Below are 12,050 nucleotides of genomic sequence, written 5' to 3' on the forward strand. Positions count from 1 at the left end.
AAGATGTCCCACTCCTGCCGCTTCTGCTCGACCCCGCTTGAAACCGTTGTGGCCGACCTCGGGGCGACGCCCTGGTCCAACTCGTTTCTCGAACCGACCGAGGAGGCGATCGCCCGGGAGAAGGCTTTTCCGCTGAAGGTGATGGTCTGTTCCGAATGCCTGCTCGTCCAGACGACGGAGACGGTCCCGGCCGACGAAATCTTCAACGCCGACTACCACTATCTCTCGTCATTCTCGACGAGCTGGCTCGACCATGCGCGCCGTTATGCAGAGGCGATGGCCGAACGCTTCGCTCTCGACGGCCGCTCGCAGGTGGTGGAAGTCGCGTCGAATGACGGCTATCTGCTGCAGTATTTCGCCGCCAAGCGAATTCCGGTGCTCGGCGTCGAGCCGGCGGCCAATGCCGCGAGGATCGCCGAAGGCCGCAACGTGCCGACTCATGTCGCCTTCTTCGGCCGCGACACAGCCAACGCGCTCGTCGCCCGCGGCATCCGCGCCGATCTCACCGCCGCCAACAATGTGCTTGCGCATGTGCCGGATATCGCCGATTTCGTCAGCGGCTTTGCGATCCTCCTGAAGCCGGACGGCGTCGCTACCTTCGAGTTTCCGCACCTCCTGCGGCTGATCGAAGGCATCCAATTCGACACGATCTATCACGAGCACTATTCCTACCTGTCGCTCGCGGCCGTCGAACGTATCTTCGCCGCTTGCGGGCTGAAGGTCTTCGATGTAGAGGAACTGCCTACCCATGGCGGCTCGCTGCGCGTCTACGCCCAGCCGGTGACCGGAACGAGACCGGCGACCGAGACGCTCGCCGAAGTGCGGGCCGAGGAGGAAAGCGTCGGGCTCACGCAGATGCCCACCTACGCCGCCTTCGGCAAGCGCATCGCTTCGGTCTGCGATGGATTCCGCGCGTTTCTCGCGGACGCCAGAAGCGAGAACAAGCGCGTGGCGGCTTATGGCGCGGCGGCAAAGGGCAACACCTTCCTGAACGTCTGCGGGCTCACCGCGTCGGACATCGACTTCATCGTCGACCGCAACGATCTGAAGCAGGGCAAGCTCTCGCCCGGCAGCCACATTCCGATCTACGATCCCGCCAGGATCGAGGCCGTAAAACCCGACTATGTCGTCATCCTGCCCTGGAACCTGACCGACGAGATCGTCGCCGCCCACGCCTATATCCGCTCCTGGGGCGGCCGCTTCGTCGTCGCCATTCCGCAAGTGCGGGTGATCTGAGCCGGGCTGCCTGCACCTCATTCGCCCAGGCTGCCCGATCGCCTCCGGTATTCCGACGGGCTGCATCCCATCAGATCCTGGAACTGGGTCGACAGGTGAAAGGCCGAGCTAAATCCGAGCAAGGCGGCAATTTCCTTGATAGGCTTATCCGTATTGGTCAGGATGTCCTGTGTCCGCCGGATCCTGAGCGCCATCTGGTGCTGCTTGGGTGAGGCTCCCGTCTTCTCCTTGAATACCCTCCGGAAATAGGAATAGCTGACACCGAGTTCGCGGGCGATTTCCTCGACCGGCATCTGGTCCGCACAGCGTTCCATCAAGAGCACGCGCGCCCTTTCGACCAGCCGGTCCGCAGGAGCAGCGGAGGCGCCTTCCTGCTGCTGTGAGAGTAGCGCCAGCAATTGCAGGCCGAGCGTTGATAGAACCGGCTGGTTTTTCAAACCGTCTTCGACAGCACGGTCGTGAATCTCATCGAAAATGGCGGCGAATTCCGGCCCCGAGGGCAAGACGGGGCGCGCGGGGTCGATTAGGCCAATCGCACGCGCAAAGTCGAATGCCGCGCTTCGGCATTCTATCCAGTTCTCCGTCCAGCCCAGTTCCGGATCCGGAGCAAACCGATGCCAGACGCCGGGGAACAGGAGAACGATCGATCCGCCTTCCACCAGTTGCGTTTTCCCGCGCCGTCCGAATTCGAACATGCCCCGCCCGTCCGCGATCAGGATCACCTGATAGGCCTGGAGGATCCTCCCTCTTTTCCAGTCGAAGTGGTGGTCATCGGGATGACGTATCGGCGGGTAGATCGAATGCGGAGGTATTTTCGTATGGCCGGTCGATACTGCCGTGCACCCCCAGGCCGAACACAGCCTGTTATCGGGCAGATAGAGGAAATAGTTCTCCGCCAAAGGCATCCCCTCAGGATCACTTTTTATATGCTTCTGATCATTTTTGCGGAAAAGACCATGATGTCAATCCGCATGGCCGATGCTAGGGTTTACCCGGGGATGCAAGTTTCGGCTGTCGGCAACGGAAGCCGCCATGGCCGCAGGGAGAGCGCGGTCCTCGGAGGAGATATGATGAACCGATCGCCGCACGGGGCAGCAGGCACGAGCCTGCTGCCGGAGCATGATCTTTGCCTTGCGGTTGCGGGGCGCTCATGACGGACCGCATCTTGAAGGTGGGCCTCTTCGGCATCGGTCTGTCCACTTACTGGCCCCAGTTTGAGAGCCTGGAGGATCGGCTCACAGGCTATGTCGGACAGATGGCCGAGAAATTGGCCCGACCCGACATCGAGGTGGTGAACCTGGGCCTCATCGACTCTGCCGAGGCGGCATACGACGCTGGTCACCGCTTTCGCGAGGCCGATGTCGATATCATATTCCTTCACGTCACTACCTATGCTCTGTCGTCCACCGTTCTGCCCGTGGTCCGGCGAGCCCGCGTGCCGGTGGTGATCCTCAATCTTCAGCCTGCGGCCGCGATCGACTACCACAGCTTCAATGCGCTCGGCGACAGGACCAAGATGACCGGTGACTGGCTCGCCCATTGCGGAGCCTGCCCGGTACCGGAAATCGCCAATGTGTTCCGGCGGTCCGGCATCGCGTTCCACCAGATCACGGGCATGCTCAACGGCGATCCGCATGTCGACCGGGAGATTGGCGACTGGATGGACGCGGCGCGGGTCGCCCATGTCATGGCACATAACCGCCTGGGCGTGATGGGCCGGTACTATAACGGCATGCTCGACATCTATTCCGACCTGACCGCCCAAGCGGCCGCCTTCGGAACCCACATCGAGATCGTCGAGATCGACGAGCTCGCCCGGCTCCGGCGCGAGGCGACCGAGGCGGAGGTCGAGCTTTGCCTCGAAAATATCCGGAGCGAGTTCGACATCCAGCCGGACTGCGATCCCGCCGAACTGCACCGGGCAGCGCATACGGCCGTGGCCCTGCGCAAGCTTGCCGAGCAGAAAAGGCTCGGCTCGCTCGCCTACTATTACGAATCGGTGGCGGGGCATGAATACGAGGATCTCATCGCATCGGTGATCGTCGGGTGCTCGCTTCTGACGGCGGCAGGCATTCCGGTCGCGGGCGAGTACGAGATCAAGAACGCCCAGGCGATGAAGATCATGGACACCTTCGGCGCGGGCGGATCCTTCACCGAATACTACGCCATGGACTTCAACGACGACGTCGTCGTCATGGGGCATGACGGACCGGGGCACATCAAGGTTTCGGAAGGCAGAACGAAGATACGTCCCCTCAAGGTTTATCACGGCAAGGTCGGCTCCGGCATCAGCGTCGAAATGTCCGTCAGGCATGGTCCCGTGACGCTTCTTTCCGTGATCGAGCGTGAGGGCCGGATCGTCCTCCTATGTGCGGAGGGACAATCCGTGCCTGGTCCGGTTCTCGAGATCGGGAATACCAACAGCCGCTACAAGTTCGATGTCGGGGCGCGCCGTTTCGTGGAGGACTGGAACGCGCAGGGACCGGCGCATCACTGCGCCGTCGGCGTCGGTCACATCGCCCGCAAGATCGCAAAACTCGGCGAACTTCTCGGTCTGCAAGTGGTCCAGGTGTGCTGAACGGACAAATCCGGGAGAGCTGCAACTCGAGACCCGCGAGAAACCTATAGTCAACAGGTGAGGAGGACCTGAAATGCCTGCAGAAAAATCAACGAACTTCATCCGAGCGCGGCGGCTGATCGGCCTGTTCTTTGCCGCCACCATGGGGCTGGCAAGCCCGATGGCGACCGCGGCGGAGATCAATCTGGACGCACCAGCCCCGACCTTTCCTCCCGAGATCGCCAAGTTTCAGGCGATCGAGCCCGGCAGCGCCGAAGGCCTGACAATCGGATTCACCCAGCTCATTCTCGGCGTCCCCTTCCCCGATGCACTTCAGGCCGGCATGGAGAAGGCTGCTGAAACGGCCGGCTTCAAGCTGGTCACCTGCGACTCCAAGCTCGACGCAGCGACGGCACTCAACTGCGCCCGCCAGTTCAAGACCCAGAATGTCGACGGCCTCGTCACCTTTCAGGCGGACGCCGCCGCTGCTGCCAACATCTGCGCCGAGGGCCCGCAGGTGCCGGTCATCGCCATCGACATCGAACAGAAACCTTGCGAAACGGCCTTCGTCGGTGCCGCCAATTCCTATGCCGGCGAGATCGTGGGCCACGAGCTGGGTATGCACTTCGCCAAAAACTTCAACTGCGAGTACGACGCCTTCGTCTCGCTGGAATCGACGGCCGTCGGCGTCGTCAACGACCAGCGCATGGGCGGCATCCGCAAGGCATTCGAAGCGGTGTGCGGGCCGGTACAGAACCTTCGCATCATCGACACCGGTGCCGGCGGGCAGGCCGATGCAGCGCAGCGCCAGTTCACTGACACGTTGACGGCTCTTCCCGGCGCCACCAAGGTCATCACGGTCGGCATCAACGAGGACGTCGTCATAGCCGCCCTTGCGGCGGCGCGCACCCAGGGTCGCAACCAGGACCTGTATCTCGGCGTCCAGAACTTTGACCCCGACAATTGCCAGATCTGGACTGCGTCGCATTTCATCGCGACTGCCGCCTATTTCCCGGAGCGGTATGCCGAGCTGATCGTTCCCAATCTGGTGAAGGCCATCAAGGGCGAGACGATCAACCAGCAGATTCTCGTTCCGCATGAACTGATCACGCCGGAGAACATCTCCAAGGTCTATCCGGAGTTTGCCTGCAAATGACGGCGGATTTCCTCGCCGTACGCGGCATCAGGAAATCGTTCGGCCAGATCGAGGTTCTCCATGGCGTGGACCTCGATCTGCCGGCAGGAACGATTACCGCCCTTCTGGGGGAGAACGGGGCCGGCAAGTCCACATTCGTGCGGATCCTGGCCGGAGACCACATGCCCGACGGCGGCACGATCTCTGTGGACGGCGCCGTTGCCTCCTTTCGCGGTGTGGGAGATGCGCGCGCGGCGGGAATCCGTTTGATCGCCCAGGAGATCGCCGATGCGCGGACGCTCTCGGTGGCGGAGAACATTCTGCTCGGTGCATGGCCGACGCGGGCCGGGCTCGTCGATTACCGGTCCATGCGCGAACTGGCACGACAGGCGCTGGAAATGCTTGGCACCGAACTTCCACTGGAGGCGAAGGTCGCCTCTCTGCGGTTGGGCGAACGGCAGATCATCGAGATCGCCCGCTCCACGATAGGCGCCTCGAAATGCATTATTTTCGACGAGGCGACCGCGGCCCTCTCGGACGCGGAGGCACGCAAACTCTTCCAGTTGATTCGGCGTCTTGCGGGACGCGGCGTCGCCATTCTCTACATCACCCACCGGCTCGATGAAGTGTTCGCGCTTGCCGACCGGGTGTGTGTCCTGCGCGACGGCCGCGTTTCCCTTGATAGCGCGGCGGGCGACGTCACTCAGGACCAGGTCATAGAGGCGATGGTGGGCCGCGCGGTCGCTTATGCGCGACATGCCGTACCGCCATCGACCGACGCTCCTCCGGTGCTGAAAGCAACCGGCCTGGGGTCTGCTTCCTTCTTAGACGTTTCCTTTGCGTTGCGCCCGGGCGAGATCCTGGGCGTCTACGGTAAGGTCGGCTCGGGCGTTCAGGAATTGTCGAGTTCGCTGGTCGGCGCGCGCGCATTCGACGAAGGAACACTGTATGTGGAAGGCTCGCCGAGGCACTTCCGGCACCCGGCGGACGCGATTGCGGCTGGCATAGGCCATCTATCGGCGGATCGCGCGGCCGACGGCCTGCTTCGAACGATGACGCTTGCGGAAAATCTTTCAGCTCCCAGCTGGGGCCGCTTGGCCAGGCGCGGCTTCGTGAACCGCCGCAAGCTGCGCCAGGCCTATTGCCGCTGGCATCGCACGTTGCACATCAAGGCCGCCGGTTCCGGCGAACAACTGATCACGGAACTGTCCGGCGGCAACCAGCAGAAGGTTCTGCTAGGCCGGTGGCTTGAAGCCGGTTCGAAAATCCTCGTGCTGAGCGAACCGACACGCGGCGTCGACGTCGGCGCCCGCCAGGAAATTTACCGCGTGCTCGCCGGACTGGCTGCCAAGGGCCACGCCATCGTCGTCGCCACCTCGGATTACGAGGACATCACGGCCGTTGCCAGCCGCGCGCTGGTCATGGTGCGCGGACGGATGGTCGCTGAGATCCCGTACGAGCGCATTTCGACTGAAGCCCTGACTGAAGCCGCAGGAGGCGGTGTCCATGCCTGACAGTCTTCAATCCGAGACCCTCCCCATGGCCGATCTGGAGCGCAACCGGAACAGGGCGGCAATCCGCAGGGCGCCGGAATCGGCCGCCCTGCTCGCATTCCTTGTTGCGGAGATCATCTTCTTCTCGCTGAGCTCACCCTACTTCCTGACCTGGGGAAACTGGGTCAATGTCTTCACCGCGCTTTCGATCACCGGCGTTCTTGCCGCGGGAGGCACAATGCTTCTGATTGCGGGCCAATTCGATCTGTCGGTCGGTAGCGGCGTCGCCTTCGTCGCCCTCTTGCTGGCCTTGACCATCGACAGCCTGGGGGTTCTGCCGGCCAGCGTGCTTGCGATGCTCGTCGGCGTCGGAATCGGCCTGATCAACGGCTTTCTGGTGACGAGGATCGGTGTCAACGCGCTCATCACAACGCTCGGGACGCTGGCCATCTTTCGCGGCCTCACGCAGTCCATCGGCGGCGGCAGGAATATCCCGATCGCCAATTTCGACTGGGCTATCTGGCGTCCCTTCCTGAACATTCCGCTCTCGGCGCTCGTCTTCCTGCTCGTTGCTATCATGGTCGGCATCGTGCTCAAACGCTCCGTCTTCGGCCGCTCGATCTATGCGATCGGCGCGAATGAAAACGCTGCCCGCCTCGTCGGCATCAGGACCAAGGGCGTGGTATTCGCGGGCTTTCTCCTCTCCGGCGCCTTCATCGGGCTCGGCGGTCTCATCAGCGCCTCGCAGCTCGGCTCGACATCCGGAACCACGGGTCTCGGATTGGAGCTTGCCGTCGTCACGGCAGTCATTCTGGGAGGTACCTCGCTGAAGGGCGGGACCGGCACCATGCTCGGTACCGTGATCGGATTGTTGATTGTCGGCGTTCTCAACAACGGCTTGACGCTGATGAACGTCAACTCGTCCTGGCAGCAGGCCGCCACGGGCTTACTTTTGATCCTGGCCGTGTCTTTCGATCAGCTCCGGCAGCGGCTCGTCGGCCGACGGTGAACATGATGCACACGCAATCGACGATCCGCCTGCTCGACAATATAGATGTCCCGATGCGCGATGGCGTGAGGCTGAAGACGGATATCTGGCTACCCGCGACGGAAGAGCCGTGCCCCGTTCTGCTGCAGCGAACGCCGTATCGTCGGGAGACGCCGTTCGGCTCCCAGTACATTTCAACATTGGAGTTCCAGACGGCTCTAGGACGGGGCTATGCCGTCGTCGTGCAGGATACGCGAGGGCGTTACGGCTCGGAAGGCGATTTCACCCCCTTCCAGACCGAGGCGAGCGATGGGGCGGATACCATCGGCTGGCTTCGTATGCAGCCGTTCTGCAACGGCTCGGTTGCGATGTTCGGCGCCTCCTATGTCGGTGCGACGCAGATCCTCGCTCTTGCGGAAAACCCGGAAGGTCTGAAGGCGATAGCGCCGCAGCTGACTACAGCCCGCCACGGCGAAACCTGGATGTATCGCGGCGGAGCGGTGGAACTCGCCTTCATACTACTTTGGGTGATCGAATCCCTTGGTCCCGATCATCTGCAGCATCGTACCGCTTTCTTGCCGGCAGACATGCGCGAGCGTGCCCGGGCTTTGTTGCAGACGTTGCGGGAGAGCCCTCACGCCGCCTTCGAGCGTCTTCCGGTCCTCGATGACGCGATCATCGAGCTTGCACCATACCTCGCGGACTGGCTCGATTCGAAAGCGATCGCCGGCGAGCGCAACCGCGACCGTCTCGAATGGGTTGAGAAAAGTCGGGCGGCGCTGCTCGTGGTCGGCGGCTGGAACGACATCTTCGTGGAAGGGTCGATCGAGCTCTTCGAGAAGGCGAGATCGCGCTGGTCCCGAGGCGAGTACATGCCAGACCGCCTTATCATCGGTCCCTGGTCGCACGGCAACCCGACCGACTGGCAGGGCCGCGAGTGGCTGGGTTACGCTGCGTCCACCGTCGATCTCCCGGAGGAAACCCTAAGGTTCTTCGACAGCGCTTTCGAGGACCGGGAACCGGCATCCCCCGTGGTCCGCTACTTCCGCTCCGGATCCAACACCTGGCACGCCGCGCCCGACTGGCCCCTTCCGGACAGCATTAAGGTGTCGCTCATTCTCGATTGCAGCCGGTTTTCGCTCGGCTCCACGCCTGCCGAACAGGCGAGTGCTTCCTTCATCTCCGACCCGTTGAAGCCGGTTCCCACTGCCGGTGGCGCCACTTTTCTGCCCGGCCTTTTGCTCGGCCGCAACTCCGGCCCGGTGGACCAGGCCGCGATCGAAGCGCGCGACGATGTCGTGATTTTCACCGGCCAACCGCTGGGTGAAGATCTGGAGGTTACGGGACTAGTCAGAGCACGGCTCTGGGTATCGTCCTCAGCCGCAAGCTGTGACTGGACGGCACGGCTCTGCGAAGTCGGCGCGGATGGCGGAAGCTCCGGCATTGTGGACGGCATCCTGCGCTGGTCCCGTTCGAGACAAGCAGGAGGCGAACCACAAGAAGTCGCCGTGCGCCTCGGTCACATCAGCCGCCTGTTCCGCAAGGGATGCAGGCTCCGGCTGCAGATCGCCTCGTCGAACTTTCCACGCTTCGACCGCAATCCGCAGTCCGGCATCCCGCCGACCTTGGCGAGAGCCTCCGATTTCATCAGAGCAGAACAGCGCATCTTCTCGGGAGAGGCTTTCCCAAGCCGACTCATCCTGCCAGTGGTGACCACGAGCTATGCGCAGGCGGAAACGCTGTCGGCACTGGGAAGGTAAGATACTTGCAGTCGCGGCGATCTCCCTCAAACGGGAAGCGGACCGATCAAAGCCTCTTCAGGAAGCCATCCGGCGCAACGGTCACCATCAACTTGTTCTGAACCGACCGGTCGATCTCGAACTCAGGATGCGACTTCAGATACTCATGCACCGCGGTCTTCGGATTGTCGCCCACGTCCCAGGGGCGGTCGTCGAAGAAACCCGCGGGCATGTCTTCGACCAGAGTGTCGAAGACCACGCAATAGCAGCCGGCCGTCACCAACGGCGCATAGGCTTCGAGTTCGGCGAGCACATGCGCATGGGTATGCATGGAATCGAGGCATACCATGACGCGGCTGTAGCCGGCCGACGCCTCGCGCACCTGCGTGACGATGTCCGGATCGATGGAAGATCCCTCAAACATCTGGATGCGGCTCGCCAACGGATGGCTCTCGATCGCCGCGCGGTTGTGGGGGCGGATGTCGATGTCGATGCCGATGACCTTGCGCTTGGACCGGCTGGGGTCGAATGAAACGCCCGCCTCGATCGCGTCGCACATGTCGAGCATCGCGAGCAGCGAGGCGCTCATGATCAGCGAGCCGCCATGCGCGATCCCCGTCTCGATCACCAGATCGGGCCGTGTCGCCCAGATCAACTCCTGCATCGCCACGATATCCTGCGGATATTGGATGATCGGGCGCCCCATCCAATCGAAATTATAGACGTAGCGCTTCGCCATAGAAGCCTCGCGCCACCGGTTCGAAAGCGCCTTGAAATCGCCGTCACGGCCATAGCCGTCGATCGCGGCCGCCCGCTCGGTGCGGAATTGTTCGATGGGGTCCATGTCAGATCCTGCTTCTTGTGGAGGGCCGCGGGTGGGAACCGGTATCCGGCTCTCCCTCGCCCAGGATTTCTGCGATGCGCTCTAGCACAGGTGCTGCAGCAAAAGCGAACTCGTCCTTCGACCTGTCGACAGAGATCGGTGCGAATGAAATCGTCGGCGCACCTTCGTCCACAGCTACGGAGCATTTCGTCCGGGATTGGATGGCTGCGCACCACTCGGCGTGGCTCGTCTGACGCCCGCTTGCGACGTTGTAGACGGAATGGCGGCCCTCCTGCGCGATCCGCAAGAGGAGGTCCACGGCATCGTCGATCCAGATATAATCCTTGCTCGAATCGAGCGCGGTTTGGAGCTGGATACGGCCGCTGCCTGCCTCCCGGCACAGCGCGCCCAGGAACGTGTCCGACTTCGCCTCGCCGGGCCCGACGACGTTCGACAAGCGGGCGACCCGCACCTTCTCGCGGCCGGAGGCGAGGCAGATCGCTTCGCCCGTCAACTTGGAGAGATTGTAGAGATCCGAAGGATCGAGCGGCGAGGCCGACAGCCGGGCTTCCTCGCGCGTATCTTCGCTGCCGGCATAGACTCGAGTGGACGAGAGATAGAGAAAGGACGAAAACCCATTCTCCCGCAGGAGCTTCGCTGCGAGCGAGACATGCGCTTCGATGGTGTCGAACGGCCGGGTGCGGAAATCGGCCGTAAGGCCGATGGCAAAGATGACATGGCCGAGGTCCTCGCCGGCCGCAGGCATAGCGGCGCGGGAAGGAACACGCACCTCGGCACCCCGGTTGCGCAATCGGCGGACGAGATTGCGCCCGATGAAACCGGAGCCGCCGAATACCGTGAACATCACGATCGCACCCCCAGGCGCCTCAGCGGATTGCCGCCGCAGACGGTGTAGGCTTCGACCTCGCCGCGCACGATGGACCCGGCGGCGATGACACAGCCCTTGCGCAACAGGGCGCCGTCCAGGATGACCGAATTCGCCCCGATCCAGACATCCTCCTCGACGAGGATGCCGCCGCGGCTCGGCAGGAAGCCCTGTTCCCGGATCAGGCGATCCCGGTCGCCATAGGCGTGATTGACCGGAGCGAAGGTACAATTGGCCGCGATCAAGACATTGTCGGCTATGCTTATCCCGTTGCCGGTGTAGAAGACGCAGCCGCTGTTGACATAACAGAAGCGGCCGATCGTGAGATCGCCGGTGCCGCCCACCGGTTTGACCTTGACGAAGCTGTCGATGACCGATGCTTCTCCGACGACGATCCGTGTGCCGCGCACGGAATCCTCGATATCGCAGAGCGGGCTGATCTTAGCCGAGGGATGCACCTCGATCATGATGACTCCGACATTCGAACTCCCGGATTTCGCCGGCACTAGCGACCTTTGCGCGTCTGATGAGACGCGCAAAGGTCGCTGTAGAGGGCTGTCTCAGTTCTCTTTTCCAGTTAGCGCTTGCCGCGTCAACGCCGGATCGTGCAAGAAGCACCGGTTGAAATGTTCTCTCGGGGGCCTCATGTCGCGGTTCAGCCGTCTCTCCACGCCACTCGCGGGCCTGACTGTCATCGAGCGCAAGCAGATGGGTGACGAACGCGGCTTTTTCTCACGCTTCTTCTGCCGGGACGAATTGCGCGATTTCGGAGCTGACGGAACGATCTCGCAGATCAACCACACCCTGACGCGAACGAAGGGCACGATCCGTGGCATGCACTTCCAGCGGCCGCCCCATGACGAGGCGAAGTTCGTCTCGTGCCTGGCCGGCGCTGTTTTCGACGTCGCCGTCGACATCAGGCCGGATTCACCCACCTATCTGCAATGGCACGGTGAAATCCTGAGTGCCGAGAATGCCCGCTCGATGATGATCCCCGGCGGGTTTGCCCATGGATTCCAGACGCTGAGCGAGAATTGCGAACTCGTCTACCTGCACGACAAGCCCTACGCGCCCGACGCGGAAGGCGGGCTCAATCCGCTCGACCCGCGGCTTGCCATTTCCTGGCCGCTCGAAGTGGCGCAGATGTCCGAGCGCGATCGCGCCTTCGCCTTCATCTCCGCTTGAGGCCGCAG

General features: G+C 62.6%; 11 protein-coding genes. 7 read left to right on the forward strand and 4 right to left on the reverse strand.

Annotated elements, in window-relative coordinates; genetic code table 11:
• Positions 1–3: 3 nt before the first annotated feature.
• Positions 4–1,236: a class I SAM-dependent methyltransferase gene (locus JOH52_RS21050; protein ID WP_028005524.1), complete on the forward strand. Its 1,233-nt coding sequence runs from the start codon at positions 4–6 to the stop codon at positions 1,234–1,236.
• Positions 1,237–1,253: 17 nt separating this feature from the next.
• On the opposite strand, the gene JOH52_RS21055 is transcribed toward JOH52_RS21050, so the two are convergent.
• A complete protein-coding gene (locus JOH52_RS21055) occupies positions 1,254–2,141 on the reverse strand; it encodes a helix-turn-helix domain-containing protein (protein ID WP_003526198.1) in 888 nt (295 codons plus the stop codon).
• 245 nt (positions 2,142–2,386) lie between these two features.
• Between JOH52_RS21055 and JOH52_RS21060 the strand changes: the two genes are divergently transcribed.
• The 5 genes from JOH52_RS21060 to JOH52_RS21080 all read left to right on the forward strand — a co-directional run bounded on the left by JOH52_RS21060 (position 2,387) and on the right by JOH52_RS21080 (position 9,169).
• On the forward strand, positions 2,387–3,814 hold the full coding sequence (locus JOH52_RS21060) for an arabinose isomerase (protein ID WP_107010559.1): 1,428 nt from the start codon (positions 2,387–2,389) through the stop codon (positions 3,812–3,814).
• Between the two features lie 73 nt (positions 3,815–3,887).
• Positions 3,888–4,949, forward strand: a complete 1,062-nt coding sequence (locus tag JOH52_RS21065; protein WP_003526202.1) for a sugar ABC transporter substrate-binding protein — start codon at positions 3,888–3,890, stop codon at positions 4,947–4,949.
• Positions 4,946–6,442, forward strand: coding sequence for a sugar ABC transporter ATP-binding protein (locus JOH52_RS21070; protein WP_028005519.1), 1,497 nt, complete (start codon positions 4,946–4,948; stop codon positions 6,440–6,442). The genes JOH52_RS21065 and JOH52_RS21070 overlap by 4 nt, the downstream gene beginning before the upstream one ends.
• Positions 6,435–7,430, forward strand: a complete 996-nt coding sequence (locus tag JOH52_RS21075) for an ABC transporter permease (RefSeq protein ID WP_028005518.1) — start codon at positions 6,435–6,437, stop codon at positions 7,428–7,430. The genes JOH52_RS21070 and JOH52_RS21075 overlap by 8 nt, the downstream gene beginning before the upstream one ends.
• Positions 7,431–7,432: 2 nt before the next feature.
• Positions 7,433–9,169: a CocE/NonD family hydrolase gene (locus JOH52_RS21080; protein ID WP_107010558.1), complete on the forward strand. Its 1,737-nt coding sequence runs from the start codon at positions 7,433–7,435 to the stop codon at positions 9,167–9,169.
• Between the two features lie 46 nt (positions 9,170–9,215).
• Here the strand turns inward: JOH52_RS21080 and JOH52_RS21085 are convergent, their stop codons facing one another.
• From JOH52_RS21085 to JOH52_RS21095, 3 genes are read right to left on the reverse strand one after another with little or no spacing between them, the layout of a single operon-like run.
• Positions 9,216–9,992, reverse strand: coding sequence for a cephalosporin hydroxylase family protein (locus JOH52_RS21085; RefSeq protein ID WP_088203793.1), 777 nt, complete (start codon positions 9,990–9,992; stop codon positions 9,216–9,218).
• A 1-nt stretch (position 9,993) separates the two neighbouring features.
• Positions 9,994–10,836, reverse strand: coding sequence for an NAD-dependent epimerase/dehydratase family protein (locus JOH52_RS21090; protein ID WP_028005515.1), 843 nt, complete (start codon positions 10,834–10,836; stop codon positions 9,994–9,996).
• Entirely contained in the window at positions 10,836–11,324 is a 489-nt protein-coding gene (locus JOH52_RS21095) for an acyltransferase (RefSeq protein ID WP_010976076.1), read from the reverse strand. The genes JOH52_RS21090 and JOH52_RS21095 overlap by 1 nt, the downstream gene beginning before the upstream one ends.
• A 178-nt stretch (positions 11,325–11,502) precedes the next feature.
• Between JOH52_RS21095 and rfbC the strand changes: the two genes are divergently transcribed.
• Positions 11,503–12,042: a dTDP-4-dehydrorhamnose 3,5-epimerase gene (gene rfbC / locus JOH52_RS21100; protein WP_028005514.1), complete on the forward strand. Its 540-nt coding sequence runs from the start codon at positions 11,503–11,505 to the stop codon at positions 12,040–12,042.
• Positions 12,043–12,050: the final 8 nt, after the last annotated feature.

This window comes from Sinorhizobium meliloti (assembly GCF_017876815.1).
GTDB lineage: Bacteria > Pseudomonadota > Alphaproteobacteria > Rhizobiales > Rhizobiaceae > Sinorhizobium > Sinorhizobium meliloti.